Here is a 20245-nt window from a genome sequence, read left to right on the forward strand (position 1 = left end):
CCGGTAGCCATTGGTCGTGGCCGCCTGATAAGCTCGCGACTTTATTCGAATGCCCTATTGGCGCATGAACAAGGAAATAGCATGAAACAGCATCGGTTGGCGGCGGCGGTGGCCCTGGTTAGCCTGGTACTTGCGGGTTGTGATTCGCAGACCAGCGTAGAGCTGAAAACCCCGGCGCAGAAAGCTTCCTACGGCATCGGCCTGAACATGGGCAAGAGCCTTGCCCAAGAAGGCATGGATGACCTGGATTCCAAAGCAGTAGCCCAAGGCATCGAAGATGCCGTCGGCAAAAAAGAGCAGAAGCTCAAAGACGACGAGCTGGTTGAAGCGTTTGCCGCACTGCAAAAACGTGCTGAAGAACGCATGACCAAGATGAGTGAAGAGTCGGCAGCCGCCGGCAAGAAATTCCTCGAAGACAACGCCAAGAAAGACGGCGTCGTCACCACCGCTTCCGGTCTGCAGTACAAGATCACCAAGAAAGCCGACGGCGCCCAGCCTAAGCCGACTGACGTGGTGACTGTGCACTACACCGGCAAACTCACCAACGGCACCACTTTTGACAGCTCCGTGGACCGCGGTAGCCCGATCGACCTGCCGGTCAGCGGCGTAATCCCAGGTTGGGTCGAAGGCCTGCAACTGATGCACGTGGGCGAGAAGGTCGAGCTGTACATTCCTTCGGACCTGGCCTACGGCGCACAAAGCCCAAGCCCAGCGATCCCAGCCAACTCCGTGCTGGTATTCGACCTGGAACTGCTGGCCATCAAGGACCCAGCCAAGGCTGACGCTCCTGCTGCACCGGCTGCCAAGAAGTAACAGGCGCCTGAACACACAACGCCCCGTCTCGACGGGGCTTTGTTGTTTCTGGGGGTTGCAGAGCCCGCACCCGCACACATCCGATCGAACGCCTGCAGCCTGCAACAGTCTGATATAAGACTCGAGTACGGGTAGCCGCACATCAACGCCAAGTCAATGAAATCTTGGGTTTTTTTTCAGTGCGCAAAAAACGCCCGATCTGACTGCAAGCCTTGTACTACGTGGCTTTCAGCGCAGAAAATAGGCTCTGTTCACAAGGTTATCCACAATTTGTGTGGATAACCTTTTATGTCGCCTGGAACTGGAGTGACCGATGAAACCACCCTTCAATTTCACCCGTTTCCTGCCCATGGCCGCACGCCTCCTGGGCCGTGGGCGCTTGCCGACGCTGCTGTTCGCGGTCGCCGCCAAGGGCTCCAGCCAGGGCAATCGCCTGGGCAAGCTCAAGGATGACTTCAAGTTGCTCCAGGCCTTGTGCCTGGCTTACTGGCGCGGCGAGTACCGGGCCATCAGCCCCAAGGCGCTGATCTCGGTGGTGGCAGGCTTGATGTACTTCTTGAGCCCGATCGATGCGATCCCAGACTTCATCCCTATGTTCGGCATGCTCGACGACATTGCCGTGCTGGCGTGGGTCATGAAGACCCTGGACGGCGAACTGAGCGCCTTTCGCGCCTGGCGCGACGCCCAGCGTCCGGAAAAGCTTGCCGTGGTTGAGCGCCTGCCTGCGACGCCCGCTCTGCTGGCCAAGGAAAACCCGCAAAAAAACGCATGACGTGACTATCCCCCTGCGACCTTTAGGGCTGTTAGGATTACACTCCTAAGGAAAGAGCTTACTAAGTAAGTGCAGTTATCCTACGGGGCAGTCATGGATATTCAGATAATTTCACGCAATGGCGAACCCGAGTACGCGGTGTTGCCATGGGACCAGTACCAGGCGCTGCTAAAAGCTGCCGGTCAGCAACAACCTTCGCTTCCTCCTCTCTCATCGCCTGCCCAAGCCGCCCCTGCACAGGACCTGCGCCCGCTCGCAGACCTGCGCGGCTTGCGTGAGGGCAAAGGCCTGGCGATTGAAACCCTGGCCCGCACCGTGGGGATCAGCCCCTCATATCTTGGATTGATTGAAAGTGGTGAACGCCAGCCGGATGCCGCAATCCGCCGCAGCCTGGCCTGGGAATTGGGCGTTTCAGGTTGGAGGGATGAATCTTGAGCCTACGTATCAGCCGTCAACACTGGGATGGGTTACTCAACGAACTGGACCAGGCGCGCCGCCAGCGCCATTTGCTGACCTACCGCGCGCTGCTGGAGCGCTTGCAATTCCCCACGCCGGCCATGCAGACCCTGGCTGCCGCTCTGGAGCACCTGGCGGCGTTGGACGCCAAGGCCGAGCAGCCGCTGCGCAGTTCGCTGGTGATCAGCCAGGGCGCCAGTCGCCTCCCGCGTACCGGTTTCTTTGAATGTGTCGAGCGCCTGGGCCGTTTCAGTGGGCCGTCCGATGGCGTGGCCGCTGCCTCCTGGCACGCATCGGAAGTGGTGCGGGTGTTCGAATACGAGTACCCGGAGTCTGCCGAGGCCTAAAGCGCCTGGGGCAGCGCGTCCATGCTGTCGATCACATGGATGCTGTACCCGGCCATGTCCTTGGCATGGTGCTTGGCCTGCGAGGCCAGCTCCGCCAACTGGCTGGCATCGAGTTGTCCACAGGCCTGTGGATACAAATGCACCACGCCGATCGACAGTGACAGCAGCGCAAACTCCTGGCGCACGCCCTGGCGGTTGAGCGCCACGAAGCAGCCCGCTTCAAGGTGCTCGGCGCGGTAGAAACGTCGGCATTGGGTGTGGAAGTCATCCAGCAGCTGATTAAGGCGTTTGCGCCAATCCTGCGGGCCCAGTACCAGCAAAAAGTCATCACCGCCGATATGCCCGACAAAATCGCGGCTGGGGTCGACACGGTCGTTCAGGCACTGCGCCAGGCACAACAACACCTCATCCCCACGCCCATAGCCGTAGATATCGTTGAATGGCTTGAAGCTGTCGATATCCACGTAGCAAATCACTGATTCGCGCTGCTGTTGCAGCAATCGCGTCAGGCACTGCTGGATCGGCACGTTGCCCGGCAGCAGGGTCAGCGGGTTGGCGTAGCGCGCTTGTTGGATCTTCAATTCGGTAATCAGCTTGAGCACATCGATCACCCGGCCCAGGCCCAGGTAATCGCCATTGAGCGTGATGATGAAGTCTTCTTCGATGCGTTGCCGCGCGCGACTGGTAAGCAAACGGCTGACTTGCTGCAGGGACTGACTCAGCTCCACTGCCAGAAAGTCGGTGCTCATCAAGCGACTGATGGGCTTGCGCGCAAACAGGTCGGTGGCGAAGGGTTTCAGCAGTGCATCCGACAGTGAATGTCGGTGGACGATACCGATTGGGTGCCCGCGCCCATCCAGCACTGCCAGGGAATTGAGGTTGGCCTGGCGGCGAAACGCTTCGAGCACTTGGGCGGTGGCGGTGTCCTGATCTACTGCTGGCTGTTCGCTGAGCAGGGCGCTGAGGTCACTGCCTTCGTCGTTCAGTGCCACGTTGGCGCTGTCGGGCTTGGGCAGCATCAGGCGCGCTTCCTGCGGCGGTTGCTCCTGTGGACGGCAGAGCAGGTAGCCTTGGACCAGGTCCACGCCCATCTCCGTCAGTACCGCCAACTCTTCAGGCAACTCGATCCCTTCGGCAATCACCTGGGCCCGTGACGCCTTGGCAATTTGCAGGATGGAGCCGACAAATTCCCGCTTGAGCGCGTCCTGATGGATGCCGTCGATGAAGTGGCGGTCGATCTTCACATAATCCGGGCGCAGCTCCGACCATAGGCGCAGGCTGGAATAACCGGCGCCCAGGTCGTCCAGGGCAATCGAGAACCCCATGTTGCGGTAGTGGTGCAGGGCGGTTTGCAGCAGGTCGATATCGTTGGTGGGGGTTTGCTCGGTGAGCTCGATTACCACTTGGCTCGGTGGAATACCGAAGTCGCGCAGCAATTGCAGAGTGCGCCCTGGTTGATGTGCAGTTTCCATCAAGGATTGCGGCGAGACATTGAGGAACAGCTTGCCCGGCAGCTTCTGTTCACTGAAGCGTCGGCACGCACTTTCGCGGCAGGCGATCTCCAATTCACTCAGCCGCCCGGCCTGGCTGGCCACCGAGAACAGGGCGATGGGGGAGTGCAGCGGGCTGTTGGAAGGGCCACGACTGAGGGCTTCATAGCCGAGAATGCGCCGTTCGGACAGGCTGATGATCGGTTGGAACAAGCTGTGCACACTGCCTTGAGCCAGGATAGAGCCCAGTGCATTCAGCTGTTCGGTCATGGTCATGGCGATCTCGATCGAAAAAAAAGGACCGCAGGCTGGAAACCTGCGGTCCTTCATTTCACGACAGAATGATGTCTATATGATGACACTCTGCTGAGCGATCACATTAAATCGCCATCATTTACTGCTTGGCCACCTGTTTGGTGATCTTCAGGTAGTCCAGCAGGATCCGGCCCGTCTCGGCGAGATAGGCGTCGTCTTCCGGCTTGGTCTTGTCGGCTTCGGCCGGCAGCGCATCTTCGTCTTCTTTCTTCAGCTCCTTGAGTGGATCTTCACCCTTGGCCTTGCGGCGGATGTTTTCCAGGACAAGTTGCTTGTTTTCGATGTCGGAGTGCTGCGCGCGGCGATCCACTTCGTTGAGGCTGACGGTTTTTTCTTCCATCAGCTTCTTCGCCAGGGCCAGCTTGTCGCGGATAAACACGAACTCGGCATCCTTGGCGGAGCGGGTGTCGTGGTCAGCCTTCAACTGCGCCAGGAATGGCTTGAACGGATCCGAAGCGGGCTTGATCGCAGGGCGGATGGTGTCCCACGGCATGGCTTCCGGCAGGGCGCTTTCGCCGATTTCCTTGGTGTCGATGATCGACGGGAAATCGATATCCGGCAGTACGCCCTGGTGCTGGGTGCTCTGGCCGGAAACCCGGTAGAACTTGGCCAGCGTCAGTTTCAGCTCGCCATGGTTCAGCGGCTGGATGGTCTGCACGGTGCCTTTGCCGAAGGTCTGGCCGCCGATGATCAGGGCGCGGTGATAGTCCTGCATGGCGCCGGCGAAAATCTCTGAAGCCGAAGCCGAGAGGCGGTTGACCAGCAACGCCATCGGGCCTTTGTAGAAGGCACCTGGGTTCTCGTCTTCCAGCACATCCACGCGGCCGTCAGCGTTGCGCACCAACACGGTCGGCCCCTTGTCGATAAACAGGCTGGTCAGCTCAGTGGCTTCCTGCAGGGAACCGCCGCCGTTGTTGCGCAGGTCGATGACCACGCCGTCGACTTTTTCCTTCTGCAGTTCGGTCAGGATTTTCTTGACGTCACGGGTGGTGGACTTGTAGTCCGGATCGCCCGCGCGGAAGGCCTTGAAGTCCAGGTAGAAGGCCGGGATTTCAATCACACCCAGCTTGTAGTCCTTGCCATCCTGCTTGAGGTTGAGGACTTTCTTCTGCACGGCCTGGTCTTCGAGCTTCACCGCTTCACGGGTGATGGACACGATTTTGCTGGTCTGGTCGTTCGGCGCATTGGTGTGCGGAATCACTTCCAGGCGCACCACGCTGCCTTTCGGCCCACGGATCAGCTTGACCACTTCGTCCAGACGCCAGCCGACCACGTCGACCATCTCTTTGTCACCCTGGGCAACACCGATGATCTTGTCGGCCGGAGCCACCTGCTTGGTCTTGTCCGCCGGACCTGCTGGCACCAGACGCACGATCTTGACCTGGTCGTTGTCGCTTTGCAGGACGGCACCGATGCCTTCCAGCGACAGACTCATGTTGATATCGAAGTTTTCCGCGTTATCTGGCGACAGATAATTGGTGTGCGGATCGTAGGACATCGCGAAGGTATTGATGTAGGCCTGGAAGATATCTTCGGCGCGGGTCTGGTCCAGGCGCGCGAGCTGATTCTTGTAGCGCTTGGTCAGCAGCTCCTGGATAGCCTTAGGCTCTTTGCCGGCGATCTTCAGGCGCAACACCTCGTCCTTGACGCGTTTGCGCCACAGGTCGTCGAGGGCGGCGGTGCTGGTCAGCCAAGGCGCGTCCTTGCGGTCCACCAGAAGGGTTTCCTTCTGGGTGAAGTCGAGCTTGTCGACGCCTTTGTTCAGCTCACCCAAGGCGAAGTCCAGACGCGCTTTGACGCGGTCCAGGTAGCGCTTGTAGATGGTGAATGCGGGTTGCAGGTCGCCGCTTTTGAGGAAGTCGTCGAACTGGGTCTTCCACTTGTCGAATTCGGCGATATCGCTGGCAAGGAAGTAGCTGCGCGACGGATCCAGCAGCTTGAGGTAGCTGTCATAGATGATCACCGAGCGTGCGTCGTCCAGCGGCGGCTTGCTGTAGTGATGGCGCTTGAGCAACTCGACGACGTTAAGGCTGGCAATCACCTCATCGCGATCCGGCTGAAGGTTGTCCCAGCTGTTGGCTGCGAACGTATTGGTCGACATCGACGCAAAGCCGAGACCAATGAAAAGAGCGAGGGCGGTGCTGGGGAACAAATGCTTCATGCTGATTCGACGCGGGGGCAATTGATAACGCATATTAGGCCGTCTTTGAGGGAGCCGGTTCCATATGGTCCGGTCGCATAATGCAAAAAGCCCGGCGATACAGCTACGGGCTCAGTCCAGACTCACTATGGAGGCAGTGTGAAAGCATTGCAAGGCGTTGACGGTCATGTGGCGTGGTTGGAAGAACCCGTTCCTACGTGCGATGTAGGGCAAGTTCGCATTCGTGTGGCGGCAGCGGGCCTCAATCGCGCCGATTTATTACAGCGCGCGGGGCTTTATCCACCGCCGCCAGGCGCCAGCCAGGTGCTGGGCCTGGAGTGTTCCGGGGTGATCAGCGAAGTGGGGGCGGGCTCATCCTGGCAAGTCGGTGACCGTGTCTGCGCGCTGTTGGCCGGGGGTGGCATGGCCGAAGAAGTGGTGGTGGATGCGCGTCACGTTCTGCCGGTGCCGGAAGGATTGTCGCTGATCGAAGCGGCGGCGCTGCCTGAGGTGTACAGCACTGCGTGGCTCAATCTGTTCCAACTGGCCGGCCTCAAGCCTGGTGAGAAAGTGCTGCTGCATGCTGGCGCCAGTGGCGTGGGCTCGGCGGCGATCCAGTTGTGCAAGGCGTTTGGCAGCCCGTGCTGGGTCAGCGTCGGCTCGGCGGAGCGCCTGGCCTATTGCGAGGCGCTCGGCGCCCAGGGCGGCGTGGTGCGCACCGATGGCCTCGAAGGGCTGCGGGATTTCGGGCCGTTTGATGTGATCCTCGATCCGGTGGGTGGCGACTATGCGGCGCTGGACCTCAAGCTGCTCGCCCTGGATGGCCGTTGGGTGTTGATCGGTTTGATGGGCGGTCGCGAGGCCAAGTTGGACCTGGCGCAGGTGCTGGGCAAGCGTATTCAGCTATTGGGCTCGACTTTGCGAAGCCGCAGTGATCAGTTCAAGGCCGACCTGTTCAGCGACTTGAGCCAGCATGTTTGGCCGTTGTTTGTTGAAGGGCGCCTTAGCCCGCAACTGGCCAAGACCTTCCCGATCAAGGATGCCGAGGCGGCGTTTGCCGAGCTGGCGACCAACCGGATTTCTGGAAAGTTGGTGTTAGTGATTGATGAGGCCTTGAACTGATCTCAATTTGGAATGCAGTCCAAATGTGGGAGCGGCGGTGCGACGATTCGACTTGCTCGCGAAGGCGGCGTATCTGTGAAGAATGTTTCATCTGACACACCGCCTTCGCGAGCAAGCCCGCTCCCACATTTTGATCTCTGTTGAATCAGGTCCAGTGATGGATCGGCCACCCAGCCTGTTCCGCGTGGGCACGTAACACGGGATCCGGGTTCACCACCTGCGGATGATCCACCTTCAGCAGCAACGGCAAATCATTGCGCGAATCCGAATAGAAATACGCGCCTCCCAGCGTTTCACCTTCCTTTTCCAACCATTCCAGCAATCGCGTGATCTTGCCCTCACGGTAAGTCAGCACACCTACGGTATGCCCGCTGTACACGCCATGGCTGACTTCAAGGTTGATCCCCAGCACCTCATCAATCCCGATCCGCGCCGCAATCGGCGTGACCAAGTGCGTGCCCGACGCCGAGATCACCAGGATCCGGTCGCCATTGGCGCGGTGACGGGCGATGGTCTTGGTGGCGTCGCTGTAGATCAACGGCTCGATCACGTCCTCGACCCACGGCTCGACTAAATGCTCGATTTCCTCCGGCGTGCGGCCGATCATCGGCTCCAGGCTGAAGTCCATGAAGTCTTCCATTTTCAGCTTGCCCTGACTGTAGGCGTCCATCAGTTCGTGGTTCTTGCGCATGAACGACTCAGGGTCGACCCAGCCCAGGCGGCCCATCTGCTCGCTCCACAGGGTGGCGCAGTCACCGTGGATGAGGGTGTCGTCCAGATCAAAAATTACCAATGCCATCGGTCACGCTCTCTCAATCAATCGTTGCATCAGGCTACTTCACACAGGGCGCTGGGGTCGATGGAAAGTGCCAGGCGTTGCCCCTCGGGGTACAGATCGTCAGCCGAACGGTTAAGCACATCCACCACCAACTCCACGCCGCGCGCTTCGATGCGGTAGCGAATCACGTTGCCCAACAGGCTGTGGCTGCGCACCAGGGCGTCCAGTTCGCCGTCGCGGCTCAGTTCGATGGCCTCCGGGCGAATGGCAATGCGGCTGTTGATCGGGCGTTGCAGCAATTGGCTGGCCTTGTCGGCGTCCAACAGATTGTAGTTGCCGATAAAACCAGCGGCGAACACGTCAACCGGCGCGGTGTAGAGGGTCTCTGCATCGCCGCTCTGCACGATCTTGCCCTGGTTCATCAGGAAGATCCGGTCGGACATGGTCAGGGCTTCTTCCTGGTCATGGGTCACGAAGATCGTGGTCAGCCCCAGCTCGCGCTGGATCTGGCGGATCTGCTCGCGCAGGTGCTTGCGAATCCGTGCATCCAGCGCCGACAACGGCTCATCCAGCAACAACAAACGTGGGCGGGTGACCAGGGAGCGGGCGAGGGCCACACGCTGGCACTGGCCGCCGGACATCTGGTGCGGGTAACGACCGGCGAGGTCCTTGAGCTCTACCAGTTGCAGCACTTCCTGCACGCGCTTGTGGCTATCGTCGGCGTTGACCTTTTGCATGCGCAGACCGAACGCGACGTTCTGCTCCACGGTCATGTTGGGGAACAGTGCATAGCTCTGGAACACCATGCCGATGTGACGTTTCTGCGGGCTCAATGGGACGATGTCCTGCCCATCCAGCAGAATTTTCCCACTGTCCACCGAGGTCAGGCCGGCGATGCAGCGCAGCAGTGTGGATTTGCCGCAACCGGACGGTCCGAGCAGGGTGACGAACTCACCCTTGGTGATCTCGCAGTTGATATCACTGAACACCGGAGTGCCGGCGTAGCCTTTTTGCAGGTGTTGGACGCTGACGAAGCTCATTGGCTTTTGTCCTTGTTCAAGATGTTGGCGGCCCAGGTCAGCACCAGCACAAAGAAGAAATAGGAAATCACGACGGCACTGGTGAAATGGCCGCTGCTGTTGCGCATGTTGTTCAGGTACACCTGCAGGGTTTCGTAGCGGGTGCCCACCAGGATGTTGGCGAACACGAACTCACCGAACAGGAACGAGAACGACAGCAGCAACGCCACCATCAAGCCTTTGCGCAGGTTCGGCAGCACCACCAGGATCGCCGCCTGCCAGGTGCTGGCGCCGAGCAGTTGCGAGGCGTCCATCAGGTCGCGCAGGTTGATGGCTTGCAGGTTGTTGGTGATCGCCCGGTACATGAACGGCAGTGCGACGGTGAAGTAGCAGCCGATCAAAATCCACGGCGTACCCACCATCGCCATCGGCCCGGAGCCATACAGCTGCAGCAGGCCCACCGACGACACCACCGGCGGCACCGCGAAGGGCAGCAGGATCAGGATGTTCATCAGCGCATCAAGCTTGGGGAAGTGGTAATGCACCACGAACAGCAGCGGCAAAATCAATACCACCGACAGGATCAGCGCGCCGACACACACCAGCAACGACTGCCCGAAGGCCATCAAAAAGCGCGGGTCGCTCCACAGCTGCACGTACCACTTCATCGTGAAGCCGGCGGGCAGGATGGTTGCTGACCAACTGCTGGCAATGGAGTAGACGAAGGTGCCCACCAACGGCAGCACCAGGATTGCAAACAACAGCCACACCACCACCCGATGGTAGAGGGAGGCCGGGCCGGCTTCAGCGCGAGACATGGTAGCTCCTCTTGAGCAGCAGTTGATGGACCACAGTGACCACGGTCATCAGCGCCACCAGCACCACGGCCAGGGCGCTGGCCATGTTCGGGTCGAGGGACACATCACCGGAGACCAGCCCGGCGATACGGATCGGCAGCACGTTGAAGTTACCGGTGGTCAAGGCGTACACCGTGGCGTAGGCGCCCAGGGCGTTGGCCAGCAGAATCACGAACGTACCGAGCAGGGCCGGGGTGAGCACGGGCAGGCCGATATGCCGCCAGAACTGCCAGCCATTCGCGCCGAGCAGTGCAGCCGACTCACGCCAGTCTTCGCGCAATGCATCGAAGGCCGGGTACAGCAGCAATACGCCCAGGGGAATCTGGAAGTAGGTATAGAGGATTATCAAGCCGGTCTTCGAATACAGGTTGAAGTCCTGAATGATCCCCGCCTGCTTGAGCATGATCGTGATGCTGCCGTTGAAGCCCAGCAAAATGATGAACGCGAAGGCCAAGGGCACACCGGAAAAATTGCTGGTCATGTTGGCGAAGGCGGTGACGAAATTGCGCAGCGGCGAATCCACCCGGCGCAACGAGTAGCTGCCCAGCGTGGCGATAATGATGCCGAAGATGCTGGAGTAGAAGCTGATCTCCAAACTGAACTGGATGGCTTGCAGGTAGAACTTCGAGCTGAAGATGCGCACGAAGTTTTCCACGCCCCAACCGGCCTCTTCCGTTTGCAGGCTGTTGATCAGCACCCATACCAATGGGGCGATTTCGAACACGGTAAAGAATAGCGCGAAGGGCACCAGGCACAGCAGCGCCAGCCATTTGCCACGGATCATTTCAACAGCTCCCGGCAGAAAGGTTTGTCGTGGGGCACGCCCAGCAACTCGCAGACGGTGCCGCAGAGGTCGATCTGTTTCGGCATGGCGTTGGGGTTCAGGCTGAAGGAATTGCCGAGGACAAACAGCGGCACTTCGCGCTCTTCCGGCAACAGGCCGTTGTGGGATCGGTCATTGTTCATGCCGTGGTCGGCGGTCACCAGCACTTGGTATCCGGCGTCGAGCCAGGCTTGCAGGTAGTCGGCCAGGATAATGTCGGCCGAGCGTGCGCTGTTGCGGTATTGCGGGGTGTCGAGGCCGTGCTTGTGACCGGCGTCGTCGATGTTCATCGGGTGCACCACCAGGAAGTTCGGCGCGTGTTTGAGGCGCAGGCTCTCGGCGTCGGCAAACAGGTGGGAATCCGGGTAGTGGTCATTCCAGTAGAAATGCCCGTGCTGGATCGCCAGTGACTTGTCGTCGGTATGACGGTCGCGGGCGGCGAGGAAGGGCGTGCGGTTGTACAACTCGCTGACCCAATGGTAAGCCGCCGCTGCCGTGGTCAAGCCGGCGTCGGTGGCGTAATGGAAAATGCTGCGCTGGTTGGACAGGCGCGAGACGTTGTTGTGCACGATGCCGCTCTGGATCGGAGGCACGCCGGTGAGGATGCACTCATACAGCGGGCGGGACAGGGCGGGCAGTTCACATTCCAGTTTGTAGAGGGCTGCGCGTCCTGCGCCGACATAGGCCTGCAAGTGCCCCATGGCGTGCCTCGCAACCTCGAAGTTCAGGCCGTCGAGCACGACAAGGATGACGTTGTGCTTCATGGGGGCTGGGGCTCCGCAACAGTAGGTTTGACTCAATTTCTCTGACTTAGCTGGGTTTAAAATGTGGGAGCAGGCAAGCCAGCTCCCACACTGACCGCATTTCAGACCTTTACTTCATCTCTACGATGACCTGCTCGTTCCACAACTGAGGCAGTTTCTTGGACGTGGCTTCCCAAGCATCCGCATCCTTGATCGGCTGCGGGTTGGCCTTGGTGTACTGCTCGCCCGGGATCAGGTTCTTGGCGATATCGGCCGGCAGTTTCAGGTCGGTTTCAGCGCGGATCGGGCGCGCATTGCCTTTCGCCAGGTTGAGTTGGCCTGCGTCGCTGAAGATGTATTCGCGGGTCAGCTTCGCGGCGTTCGGGTGCTTGGCGTATTTGTTGATGATGGTGGTGTAGCCGGATTTCACCGAGCCGTCCGATGGGATCAGCACCACGTAGTCGTCCGGGTTGGCCATCTTGGCCTTGTAGCTCAGGCCGTTGAAGTCCCAGACCACGCCCACTTCGACTTCGCCTTTTTCCAGGGTGGCGATGGTCGGGTTGGACAGCGAGAGACGGCCTTGCTGGGCGATCTTGGTGAAAAATTGCAGGCCGGGGGCGATGTTCTTTTCGTCGCCTTTATTGGCGATGGCCGCTGCCAGTACACCGTTGGCCGCTTGCGCTGCAGTGCTCACGTCACCGATGGAGACTTTGTACTTGCCGTTTTGCAGGTCAGCCCAGCTGGTCGGCACTTCAGAGCCGTGCAGCAGCTTCTTGTTGACGATAAACGCGATGGTGCCGGTGTAGGCCAAGGCCCAGTGGCCGTCTTTGTCTTTCGCCCAATCCGGCACTTGGGCCCAGGTGGACGGTTTGTACGGCTGGGTGACGTCCTGCTTCACCGCAATCGGACCGAACGCTGCGCCCACGTCACCGATGTCGGCGCTGGCGTTGTCTTTCTCGGCCTTGAACTTGGCGATTTCCTGGGCCGAGCTCATGTCGGTGTCGATGTGCTTGAGGCCGTAGGTCTTGGCCAGGTCTTCCCAGGTGCCTTTCCAGTTGGCCCAGTCATCGGGCATGCCGACGCTGTTGACGGCGCCATCTGCCTTTGCGGCAGCTTCCAGGGTTTTTAGATCGGTATCAGCGGCCATGGCGGCGGTGCACATGGCAATGGTCGAGCCTAACAGTGATGCCAGGAAAAGCTGTTTCATCCGAAGCTCCTTTGGGCGTTTTCAACGCTGCGTTTTTATCGACGTTTGCGGTGGTGTTGGTCTAGGTCAGCAATACCTGAGCCAATCTAGGCTCGATGGATGACAGTTTCATGTCGATGTCGTTTTTAAATCGCTGATGTCGCTTGTCGCAGAGTTAGCGTAGACCATGCCCAAGTGCCCGCGTTGATTGGACTTGGCCGATGTATTGCAGGGTGTGCTAAGGGCGATGGATACGGACTGTCATCTGTCGGTCATCTGTAATGCCTAGGCTGGCAAGATTGAGTGCTGGCCGGTTTACCCAGCGGTTTGTGCACCGGATCGGTGCTGGTCTAGTCCAGATAGGTAACGTTGATGCGTGATGAGGCAATCAAGGCGGTGACATCCATTGGCCTGGCGCTGCAAGAGCAGATCGACCATGGTTTGTTGCCGCCTGCCAGCAAACTGCCTGCCGAGCGCAAGCTCAGCGAGTTGTTTGGTACCACCCGGATTACCGTGCGGGAAGCCTTGTTACAACTGGAAGCCCAAGGCCAGATCTATCGCGAGGAGCGGCGCGGCTGGTTTGTCTCACCGCCACGGCTGGCGTACAACCTGATGCAACGCAGCCACTTTCACGCCATGGTCAGCGACCAGGGGCGGGTCGCTTCTACGGAAGTCATCTCTGCACGCCTGCAACCGGCCTCGGCGGCGGTGTGTGCGTGGTTGCAGTTGCCGGCGCTGTCCAGTGTGATCCAGATCTGCCGGGGACGGCGGATTGATGGGCGCTTGGTGCTGTATGTGGAGCACTACCTGAACCCGCAGTATTTTCCGGGGATCCTGGCGTGTGATTTGAATCAGTCGATGACGGAGTTGTACGCGCGTAAGTACGACCTGCACTACGGGCGCGTGCGCTTTGAAATCGTGCCGACGTCACTGCCGGTGGAAGCCGCCGCCGCGTTGCGCGTGTCGGTGGGCAGCCCGGGCTTGCGGATCGCCCGGGTCAATTATGATCAGCACCAGCGGTTGATCGACTGCGACCTGGAGTTCTGGCGGCATGATGCCATTCATGTGGGTGTGGATGTTATGGGGTCAGCGCCTTGATCACCTGATCCACATTGGTTTCCAGCTCTGTCACCGGCTCGGCACCGTCCACATTCAACACCAACAGTTTTGAATCACCGGCAGTGATAGCCGCCTTCACCGCGTCACTCGGCTGCCGATGATGCAGCACCACGGCCACCTCGTTGTCCTTTAGCTCGGCACTCAGTTTCTGCAAGGCCTCAGGCGTCCAATCCGCGTCGGGTCGCGCATCGGTGCTGAGCACTTCCAGGTTCAAACTGCTGACCAGGTACGCGAAGTGATCACTCAGGCTGACCACGCTCAGGTTATCCACCTTGGCCAGTCGCGCCTCGCTGTCGGCGGTGAGCTTGAGCAGGCGCTGCTTGAGGGTGGCGAGGTTGGCGTCGATCTTCGGTTTGGCAGTGGGCGCCAGGCGGCTCAGGTCGGCGGCCAGCACATCGGCCATGCGTCCCATGTTGTTGCTCGACAGCCACGGCTGACTGTTCAGCCCATCGGTGACGCCCGGCTGCACCGCGATGCCCGGCAGACCGCCGTCCACCGGACGTGCAGCGTCAACTTCAACGATGCGGATGTTGCTGCGCCGCGCCACCGGGTAGAGCGGGTCATCGGCCCACAGCGAGCGCAGGCCGATGGCAGCGTCGGCGTCCAGTGCCAATTTGCTCAGAGCTGGCGCGCCTCGGCCGGTGAAGTAGGACACTTGCCGCGAACCCGGCAGGTTGGCCGGGGCGGCGCGTTCGAGCTGCACGTCGGTGCCTTTGAGCAGTACTTCAGCCAGGCCATAGGTGATCGGCAGCGAGGCCAGCACTTTGACCGGTTTTGCCGCGTGGGCAGCTGGTTTGGCCGCTTCAGCCGCCATCAATGGCGTGGTGAACAAGCAGGCGATGGCCAGGGCCAGGGGAGAAAGAACGGAGCGCATTATCCAAGATTCCCTTTAAGGCTGGGCACCGTACCGCGCGCGATGGCGGCCAGGGCGAAGGCGATACCGGCGACCAGAATGATGGCGGCGCCGGACGGCACAGGCAGGTCGAAGATGATCGGCAGCAGGATCCCGCACAGGGTGCTGACAGTGGCAATCGCGACCGAGATCCAGAAGAAGCCCTTGAGCGACTGGCTCAACAGGCGTGCCGCGGCGGCTGGAATGACCAACAGCGCCCCCACCAGGATCGCACCGATGACCTTGACCGCCGCGACGGTGATCAGCGTCACCAGGATCACGAACAGATAATCCAAGGTCTTCACCGCGACGCCGCGCACCGCCGCCAATTGCGGGTTGAAGCTGGCCAACATGATGCGGTTGTACAGCGGCAGCGCCAGGGCCATCACCAGCGAGCCGACCACCGCCAGCACCAGCAGGTCGTTGCCGTTGACCGTCAACACCGAGCCAAATAGCACGTTCTCAAGGATATGCACGTTGATCTTGCCCGCCAAAATCAGCAACAGGCTCGCACCCAGCGCCAGGGACACCGACAGGAACACGCCGATCAAGGTGTCCGGCGCCAGGCCGGTGCGGTTGCGCAGGTAATTGAGCAGGATGCCGAACAGCAGGCAGTAGCCGAACAACGCGCCATACGGGCCGGTGTAGGGTTCACCGAGCAGAATGCCCACCGCCACGCCGGTCAGCGCAGCGTGGCCGACCGCTTCGGAGAAAAACGCGAAGCGCTTGACCACCACCAGCGTGCCCAAACCGCCCAGTACCGGGCCGATCAGCAGACCGGCGAGCAGGGCGTTGACCACAAAACCGTAGGCCAGCGCTTCCGGCAGATAACCGGAAGAGGCCCAGCCCTGGACCATCAAGCGAAAAGCTTCATAACTCATTGCGCCGGGCTCCGAGGGTGGGTGGAGAACAGGGTCAGCAGGCGATCCGGGGTCAACGCCTCTTTAGGCGTGGCGTCGAACAGCACGCGGCGGTTCAGGCCGGTGACGCGGTCGGCCAGGCGGCCCACGGCCTCCAGGTCATGCTCGATCCACAACACGGTGATGCCGGCCAGGCGCCAGTCATTGAGCAGGCGTTCGAACACCTGGATACCGGCTTCATCCAGCGCCGACATCGGTTCATCCAGCACCAACAGCTGTGGCGCCGGGATCAGTCCCTGGGCCAGCAACACGCGCTGGCGTTCACCGCCGGACAGCGCGCCCATGCGTCGCTTGCGTTTGTCTTGCATGCCGACGCGCTCCAGCGCATCGCCAATCGCACCGGCGTAATGCTTGGACAGGCCCAGAAACGCCGGGCGCCGCTGGCACATGGCGGCCATGAAATCATCCACGGTCATCGGCAAGCCCCGGTCGAATTCCAGGGCCTGCGGCACATAGCCAATGGTGCCGGGTGTGGCTGGCCAGTGCAGGCTCAAGCGTCCCTGGTGAGGGGTTTGCCCGAGCAGCGTCTTGATCAACGAGCTTTTGCCGCCGCCGTTGGGGCCGACCAGTGCATGGATACTGCCCGGCTGTACCTGGAAGCTCACGTCATCCAGGATCACCGTGCGTCCCAGCGTCAGCGCAACCTGATCGAACTCAAGCGTCGGGCCGACGCTGACGGCACTCAGCTGTTCCGCCGCCGTCATGATCCGGACTCCTGAATCGCCCGCACCACCGTATTGAGGTTGCCGGTCATCTCCACTTCGTACTTCTCGGCGCTGTATTCGCCGTAGGAAATATGCGACAGCGGGTACAGCTTGACCCCGGACTCACGCTGGATGGTATCGACGTAGGTCGACGGGAAATCCATCTCCGAGAAGATCACCTTCACATCCAGGGCGCGCAGTTCATCGATGGTCTTCTTCAACTGGCTCGGGCTTGGCTCGATGCCGTGGGCCGGTTCGACCACGGCGGTGACTTCCAGGCCGAATTCGCGCAGCAGGTAGTCATAGGCTGCGTGCACGGTGGCCACGCGCAGGTCCGGGTTAGGCGCGCTGGTCAGCTTGGCCAGTGCATCGGCGCGCATCTGGCGCAGACGCTTGCCGTAGGCGCGAGCGTTCTGGGTGTAGGTCTTGGCGTTGTCCGGGTCCAGCTTGCCCAGTTCGCGGGCGATATTGTTGACCTGGGCAATCGACGCACTGATCGACAGGAACGTATGCGGGTTGACCACCTTGCCCGCACCGCGCGCGGCGTTACCGGTGGCGGCCAGCAGCGGCACGTTGGCGTTGGCCTCGATCACCGGGATGTCCGGGCGTTCGCTGGTGGCGATCATGCGGTCGGCAAAATCATCGTGGCCGACGCCGTTGAGCACGATCACGTCCAGAGTGCCGATGCGCTTGATGTCTTCGGCGCGCGGCTCGTAGGCATGGGGGTTGAAGCCAGCCGGAATCAGCGGCACCACTTCGGCCTTGTCGCCGACGATATTCGCTACGTAGCTGTAATAAGGGTGCAGGGTGATGCCGATACGCAGGCGCTTGGCCGCCTCAGCATTAGCCAGGGGAGCCAGCATCAGGCTGAACAGGCCAACCAGCAACAGGCGCAACAGGGGAGATGAAATAGACATGGGCAATCGGTCTTCTCGTTCAGTGACGGTGCTGGCGGGTGACGCCGGCATCGAATTGCGCGACCACTTGCTGCCAGCCGGCCGCGATCAGCGCCTGGTCAGTAAGGTCGGAAGGGGCGGCGAGGTTGGCCTGGCGATTGAGCCAGATATCCGGTTCGGCACCGTGCACACGCATCAGCAGTGAGCCGGCGGTGGCCGGTGCCTGGCTCAAGCCCAGGTAGGCCGAAGGCTCCAGCAATTGCCAGCGGTGATCGCCACGGCTGACCGAACTGGCGTCCTGGGCAAAGGGCGCAAAGCCTTCTTCGGCCAGTTGCGCCGGGCTGGGCAGCGCGCTTTGCTCCTGCTGCAACAGCTGGATCTCATCCAGGGTCACCCGCAGGTCGGCATAGATACCTTGCTCGGCGGCGCTCAGGTCGCGGCGCGCGTCCAATTGATGGCTGGGCACGGCCGCTACTTCCTGGGATTCACCGTGCAATGCGATTACCGAGCCGGCCACTGCGAGGATGATCAGGCACAACAGCAGCACGTAGAGGGTTTCGTGACCGGCACCGGCGGGGCGTACAACCTGTGTAGTCGTCATTGCGGCTGGATATCCGCTTGGTCGATTTCCACCACATGGCCTGGACCTGCATCAAATAACACGTAGAACTCGGCCGACGGCTTCTTGAAGGTCAGGGTCGAGTCCTCACCCAGCTTGCCAGGCACCAAAATGGTTTCGTCGTAGCCGATCACATCGAGGGTCACGCCGGGCGCGCCGCTGCCGTCGGAGAAGCCGCCCTTGCACTGGATCTGCTCGCCGGGGATTTCCTTACACTCGCACATCGGGTTGTGGGCCAGGGCGACGGTACTGAAACCGGCGCACATCAGCAGGACGCCACAGGCGCGGGTCATGCGCATCAAAGTCATGGTTTAACTCCTTGCTTGTTCAGCCAGGCAATAGTGGCAGGCGAGGCCTGGCTCAACGGAATGGAACCCTGGTGCATCGTGCCGTCCCAGCCTTCCATGGTGACCCACAGTTCGGCGTCGGCGGGTGTGCGTTCCGGGATCGGCAGGCCGGCACCCATACGGTACGGCGTGCCGAAGAAGATCACCCCGGCGGCGCGCAGGCTGCGCGGTTTACCGATGCGCAGGTAGGTGGCCTTGACCTGGTCGGCGCAGGTGTCACACAGGGCAGCGTTGAAAAACTTCATCGGGCCGGCCGGGTCGGGACGCGGGCCTTCATTGCGGAACTCCGCGAGGGTCAGGCTCCAGGGCCCGACCTGCACCTCACCGGCCACCCGCTCGCCGATGCCGGTGTCGCCGCGAAATAGCGCTGCGTCAGCAAAGTACTTGGGCATGAAGCCCAGGGGGATCAGCAACAGCAGCACATTGATGTGGAAGCGCCATTTCAGCCAGAAGGCCCGCAGCGGCGAAGGTTTGGCAGCAGCGACCTGGCTCATGGCGTGACCTCCGAGGTTTCAGCCTGTCTGGCGGGGATGGCCGCCGGCTTGTGTTGGGTCTTGGCTTCGCGCTTGAGGGCATTGAGGGTGGCCAGGGCGGTGCGCTTGGTCCAGATCAGCAGGCCGCTCAACACCATCATGCTCATGATCAGGCCAAAGAACGCCCAGATCAGCTTGATCCAGAGCCCACCAAAGTCGCCGGTGTGCAGCGGGCGCATGGACTCGGTGACGAACTCCAGCTTCGAGCGGTCGGACAGCAAGTGCGCCGCCGCGACTTCACCGTCATAAGGGTTGATCTGCGCGGTCTGGAACATCAGCGGATACCAGCCGCGCCCGCCGATCTGCAGGTGGCTGTAGGCATTGAGCGGCAGGCTGATGAAGCTCGCCTCCAGGCCAGGGATGCGCTGGGTGGCGATCTTGATCGCCTCGTCCACAGGAATCATGGGGGCCGGCACGCCGGGTGCCGACATCGGTACTTTTTCCCGTGCAATCACCGGGATGACCGGCTCGGTGGAAATCGAGATCTGGTTATCGCCCAGGATCGCCCGGATCAGAAACCAGATGCCGGTGACGGAAATCACCGCGATGAACCAGATCGACCAGATACCGCTCAAGCGGTGGAAGTCACCCCAGAAGATCCGCGCGCCATGGCGAATACGCAGGGTAGGGCGCAGAAAGCCCTTCCAGAACTTCTTGTACACCACCAGCCCGGTGACCAGCGACGCCAGCAGCGGAATACCCAGTGCCGAGACCAGGTACCAACCCCAACTGTAGCCATTGGTGAACGGCACCAGCCACCAGCCGTGCAGGGCGCGGGTAAATTGCTGGAAGTTGAAGGACGGGCTGATGCCCTGGATCACCCCAGTGTAGGGGTTGACGTAGACCTCCACGGAACGCCCGTCGGGGTAGCTGAGGTCGACGCTGAGGGCGAAATGGGATTCGTCGGGTCGGCTGATCGACTGGACGAACACCTGGGGCTCTTCGCGCTTGATCGCGGCGATCACCTGGTCGTAGCTCAGGGGTTCGGCGTCGTCCGTCGGCTTGCTCGCGCGGATATCCGGGTTGGCCAGCCAGACGATCTCCTGGCTGACCACCGCCAGTGTGCCGGTGACGCAGACGATCAGTACAAAGAACCAGATGGGCAAGGCCAACCAGCTATGTACGAGAAACCAGAGTTTGGAGCGTGACTTCTTCGACATGTGAATGTGGGTCTTGATCGGAGGGGGGCAGTGAAGGCCCGGAAAAGGCCAGTCGTAGCTTTTGCTGACGCGACAGGCTGTATCTAAGTTAAGACGGATGAGAATGAGAAATCCCTAAGCCGCATATGAAAGAAAATGTTTCAGGTTCACATTCAGGCCGCTTAAACGCCTCGATCGAACACGAAACATGTTCC

General features: G+C 60.7%; 22 protein-coding genes. 6 read left to right on the forward strand and 16 right to left on the reverse strand.

What is annotated here, in order from left to right:
* The first annotated feature begins 81 nt into the window (after positions 1 to 81).
* The 4 genes from ACP7EW_RS15030 to ACP7EW_RS15045 all read left to right on the forward strand — a co-directional run bounded on the left by ACP7EW_RS15030 (position 82) and on the right by ACP7EW_RS15045 (position 2388).
* Complete coding sequence (locus ACP7EW_RS15030; protein WP_033897692.1) at positions 82 to 813, forward strand: FKBP-type peptidyl-prolyl cis-trans isomerase; 732 nt, start codon at positions 82 to 84, stop codon at positions 811 to 813.
* Positions 814 to 1126: 313 nt separating this feature from the next.
* On the forward strand, positions 1127 to 1585 hold the full coding sequence (locus ACP7EW_RS15035) for a YkvA family protein (RefSeq protein WP_033897693.1): 459 nt from the start codon (positions 1127 to 1129) through the stop codon (positions 1583 to 1585).
* A gap of 93 nt (positions 1586 to 1678) precedes the next feature.
* Positions 1679 to 2020: a helix-turn-helix domain-containing protein gene (locus tag ACP7EW_RS15040; protein WP_426217982.1), complete on the forward strand. Its 342-nt coding sequence runs from the start codon at positions 1679 to 1681 to the stop codon at positions 2018 to 2020.
* Positions 2017 to 2388: a hypothetical protein gene (locus tag ACP7EW_RS15045; protein ID WP_005786715.1), complete on the forward strand. Its 372-nt coding sequence runs from the start codon at positions 2017 to 2019 to the stop codon at positions 2386 to 2388. The genes ACP7EW_RS15040 and ACP7EW_RS15045 overlap by 4 nt, the downstream gene beginning before the upstream one ends.
* On the opposite strand, the gene ACP7EW_RS15050 is transcribed toward ACP7EW_RS15045, so the two are convergent.
* Positions 2385 to 4154, reverse strand: a complete 1770-nt coding sequence (locus tag ACP7EW_RS15050; RefSeq protein WP_426217985.1) for a bifunctional diguanylate cyclase/phosphodiesterase — start codon at positions 4152 to 4154, stop codon at positions 2385 to 2387. The genes ACP7EW_RS15045 and ACP7EW_RS15050 overlap by 4 nt on opposite strands.
* Before the next feature lie 118 nt (positions 4155 to 4272).
* A complete protein-coding gene (locus ACP7EW_RS15055; RefSeq protein ID WP_426217986.1) occupies positions 4273 to 6354 on the reverse strand; it encodes a carboxy terminal-processing peptidase in 2082 nt (693 codons plus the stop codon).
* 138 nt (positions 6355 to 6492) lie between these two features.
* Between ACP7EW_RS15055 and ACP7EW_RS15060 the strand changes: the two genes are divergently transcribed.
* Complete coding sequence (locus ACP7EW_RS15060) at positions 6493 to 7455, forward strand: zinc-binding dehydrogenase (protein ID WP_061435960.1); 963 nt, start codon at positions 6493 to 6495, stop codon at positions 7453 to 7455.
* A 145-nt stretch (positions 7456 to 7600) separates the two neighbouring features.
* Here the strand turns inward: ACP7EW_RS15060 and ACP7EW_RS15065 are convergent, their stop codons facing one another.
* The 6 genes from ACP7EW_RS15065 to ACP7EW_RS15090 form a co-directional block, all read right to left on the reverse strand.
* On the reverse strand, positions 7601 to 8254 hold the full coding sequence (locus ACP7EW_RS15065) for an HAD family hydrolase (protein WP_426217988.1): 654 nt from the start codon (positions 8252 to 8254) through the stop codon (positions 7601 to 7603).
* Between the two features lie 29 nt (positions 8255 to 8283).
* Entirely contained in the window at positions 8284 to 9273 is a 990-nt protein-coding gene (locus ACP7EW_RS15070) for an ABC transporter ATP-binding protein (protein ID WP_426217990.1), read from the reverse strand.
* Entirely contained in the window at positions 9270 to 10070 is an 801-nt protein-coding gene (locus ACP7EW_RS15075; protein WP_426217993.1) for an ABC transporter permease, read from the reverse strand. Before ACP7EW_RS15075 ends, ACP7EW_RS15070 begins: the two co-directional genes overlap by 4 nt.
* Positions 10057 to 10893, reverse strand: a complete 837-nt coding sequence (locus ACP7EW_RS15080; RefSeq protein WP_095015377.1) for an ABC transporter permease — start codon at positions 10891 to 10893, stop codon at positions 10057 to 10059. Before ACP7EW_RS15080 ends, ACP7EW_RS15075 begins: the two co-directional genes overlap by 14 nt.
* Positions 10890 to 11696, reverse strand: coding sequence for an alkaline phosphatase family protein (locus tag ACP7EW_RS15085; protein WP_426217996.1), 807 nt, complete (start codon positions 11694 to 11696; stop codon positions 10890 to 10892). Before ACP7EW_RS15085 ends, ACP7EW_RS15080 begins: the two co-directional genes overlap by 4 nt.
* A 109-nt stretch (positions 11697 to 11805) precedes the next feature.
* Positions 11806 to 12882, reverse strand: coding sequence for an ABC transporter substrate-binding protein (locus tag ACP7EW_RS15090; protein WP_426217998.1), 1077 nt, complete (start codon positions 12880 to 12882; stop codon positions 11806 to 11808).
* Positions 12883 to 13233: 351 nt separating this feature from the next.
* Between ACP7EW_RS15090 and ACP7EW_RS15095 the strand changes: the two genes are divergently transcribed.
* Positions 13234 to 13959 carry a UTRA domain-containing protein gene (locus tag ACP7EW_RS15095; RefSeq protein ID WP_033900319.1) on the forward strand — a complete coding sequence of 242 codons (726 nt, stop codon included), beginning with the start codon at positions 13234 to 13236 and terminating at the stop codon, positions 13957 to 13959.
* On the opposite strand, the gene ACP7EW_RS15100 is transcribed toward ACP7EW_RS15095, so the two are convergent.
* Genes ACP7EW_RS15100 through ACP7EW_RS15135 form a run of 8 tightly spaced genes read right to left on the reverse strand, consistent with a single transcriptional unit; the run spans position 13940 to position 20051 of the window.
* Positions 13940 to 14854, reverse strand: coding sequence for a metal ABC transporter substrate-binding protein (locus ACP7EW_RS15100; RefSeq protein ID WP_426218001.1), 915 nt, complete (start codon positions 14852 to 14854; stop codon positions 13940 to 13942). The genes ACP7EW_RS15095 and ACP7EW_RS15100 overlap by 20 nt on opposite strands.
* Positions 14854 to 15753: a metal ABC transporter permease gene (locus tag ACP7EW_RS15105; RefSeq protein ID WP_033900316.1), complete on the reverse strand. Its 900-nt coding sequence runs from the start codon at positions 15751 to 15753 to the stop codon at positions 14854 to 14856. Before ACP7EW_RS15105 ends, ACP7EW_RS15100 begins: the two co-directional genes overlap by 1 nt.
* Positions 15750 to 16496 (reverse strand): metal ABC transporter ATP-binding protein, encoded by a 747-nt coding sequence (locus ACP7EW_RS15110; protein WP_061435968.1) that lies wholly within the window; start codon positions 16494 to 16496, stop codon positions 15750 to 15752. Before ACP7EW_RS15110 ends, ACP7EW_RS15105 begins: the two co-directional genes overlap by 4 nt.
* On the reverse strand, positions 16493 to 17413 hold the full coding sequence (locus ACP7EW_RS15115; protein ID WP_016980243.1) for a metal ABC transporter substrate-binding protein: 921 nt from the start codon (positions 17411 to 17413) through the stop codon (positions 16493 to 16495). The genes ACP7EW_RS15110 and ACP7EW_RS15115 overlap by 4 nt, the downstream gene beginning before the upstream one ends.
* A 19-nt stretch (positions 17414 to 17432) precedes the next feature.
* Positions 17433 to 17993, reverse strand: a complete 561-nt coding sequence (locus ACP7EW_RS15120; protein WP_016980242.1) for a DUF6162 family protein — start codon at positions 17991 to 17993, stop codon at positions 17433 to 17435.
* The gene (locus tag ACP7EW_RS15125; protein ID WP_016980241.1) at positions 17990 to 18319 is read right to left on the reverse strand and encodes a hypothetical protein; all 330 of its coding nucleotides are present in this window, start codon (positions 18317 to 18319) and stop codon (positions 17990 to 17992) included. Before ACP7EW_RS15125 ends, ACP7EW_RS15120 begins: the two co-directional genes overlap by 4 nt.
* Positions 18316 to 18852, reverse strand: coding sequence for a hypothetical protein (locus tag ACP7EW_RS15130; protein ID WP_033900310.1), 537 nt, complete (start codon positions 18850 to 18852; stop codon positions 18316 to 18318). The genes ACP7EW_RS15125 and ACP7EW_RS15130 overlap by 4 nt, the downstream gene beginning before the upstream one ends.
* Positions 18849 to 20051, reverse strand: a complete 1203-nt coding sequence (locus tag ACP7EW_RS15135; protein ID WP_426218004.1) for a PepSY-associated TM helix domain-containing protein — start codon at positions 20049 to 20051, stop codon at positions 18849 to 18851. Before ACP7EW_RS15135 ends, ACP7EW_RS15130 begins: the two co-directional genes overlap by 4 nt.
* Positions 20052 to 20245 lie beyond the last annotated feature (194 nt).

This window comes from Pseudomonas sp. DWRC2-2, assembly GCF_049897885.1.
Lineage (GTDB): Bacteria > Pseudomonadota > Gammaproteobacteria > Pseudomonadales > Pseudomonadaceae > Aquipseudomonas > Aquipseudomonas azotoformans_A.

Excerpts from the sequence above, each read along its gene's own strand:
- ACP7EW_RS15095 (WP_033900319.1), top strand. The coding sequence starts at position 13,234 with ATGCGTGATGAGGCAATCAAGGCGGTGACATCCATTGGCCTGGCGCTG.
- ACP7EW_RS15055 (WP_426217986.1), bottom strand. The coding sequence starts at position 6,354 with ATGAAGCATTTGTTCCCCAGCACCGCCCTCGCTCTTTTCATTGGTCTC.
- ACP7EW_RS15120 (WP_016980242.1), bottom strand. The coding sequence starts at position 17,993 with ATGACGACTACACAGGTTGTACGCCCCGCCGGTGCCGGTCACGAAACC.
- ACP7EW_RS15135 (WP_426218004.1), bottom strand. The coding sequence starts at position 20,051 with ATGTCGAAGAAGTCACGCTCCAAACTCTGGTTTCTCGTACATAGCTGG.
- ACP7EW_RS15105 (WP_033900316.1), bottom strand. The coding sequence starts at position 15,753 with ATGAGTTATGAAGCTTTTCGCTTGATGGTCCAGGGCTGGGCCTCTTCC.
- ACP7EW_RS15030 (WP_033897692.1), top strand. The coding sequence starts at position 82 with ATGAAACAGCATCGGTTGGCGGCGGCGGTGGCCCTGGTTAGCCTGGTA.
- ACP7EW_RS15130 (WP_033900310.1), bottom strand. The coding sequence starts at position 18,852 with ATGAGCCAGGTCGCTGCTGCCAAACCTTCGCCGCTGCGGGCCTTCTGG.
- ACP7EW_RS15110 (WP_061435968.1), bottom strand. The coding sequence starts at position 16,496 with ATGACGGCGGCGGAACAGCTGAGTGCCGTCAGCGTCGGCCCGACGCTT.
- ACP7EW_RS15040 (WP_426217982.1), top strand. The coding sequence starts at position 1,679 with ATGGATATTCAGATAATTTCACGCAATGGCGAACCCGAGTACGCGGTG.
- ACP7EW_RS15115 (WP_016980243.1), bottom strand. The coding sequence starts at position 17,413 with ATGTCTATTTCATCTCCCCTGTTGCGCCTGTTGCTGGTTGGCCTGTTC.
- ACP7EW_RS15085 (WP_426217996.1), bottom strand. The coding sequence starts at position 11,696 with ATGAAGCACAACGTCATCCTTGTCGTGCTCGACGGCCTGAACTTCGAG.
- ACP7EW_RS15075 (WP_426217993.1), bottom strand. The coding sequence starts at position 10,070 with ATGTCTCGCGCTGAAGCCGGCCCGGCCTCCCTCTACCATCGGGTGGTG.
- ACP7EW_RS15080 (WP_095015377.1), bottom strand. The coding sequence starts at position 10,893 with ATGATCCGTGGCAAATGGCTGGCGCTGCTGTGCCTGGTGCCCTTCGCG.
- ACP7EW_RS15070 (WP_426217990.1), bottom strand. The coding sequence starts at position 9,273 with ATGAGCTTCGTCAGCGTCCAACACCTGCAAAAAGGCTACGCCGGCACT.
- ACP7EW_RS15090 (WP_426217998.1), bottom strand. The coding sequence starts at position 12,882 with ATGAAACAGCTTTTCCTGGCATCACTGTTAGGCTCGACCATTGCCATG.
- ACP7EW_RS15065 (WP_426217988.1), bottom strand. The coding sequence starts at position 8,254 with ATGGCATTGGTAATTTTTGATCTGGACGACACCCTCATCCACGGTGAC.
- ACP7EW_RS15050 (WP_426217985.1), bottom strand. The coding sequence starts at position 4,154 with ATGACCATGACCGAACAGCTGAATGCACTGGGCTCTATCCTGGCTCAA.
- ACP7EW_RS15035 (WP_033897693.1), top strand. The coding sequence starts at position 1,127 with ATGAAACCACCCTTCAATTTCACCCGTTTCCTGCCCATGGCCGCACGC.
- ACP7EW_RS15125 (WP_016980241.1), bottom strand. The coding sequence starts at position 18,319 with ATGACTTTGATGCGCATGACCCGCGCCTGTGGCGTCCTGCTGATGTGC.
- ACP7EW_RS15100 (WP_426218001.1), bottom strand. The coding sequence starts at position 14,854 with ATGCGCTCCGTTCTTTCTCCCCTGGCCCTGGCCATCGCCTGCTTGTTC.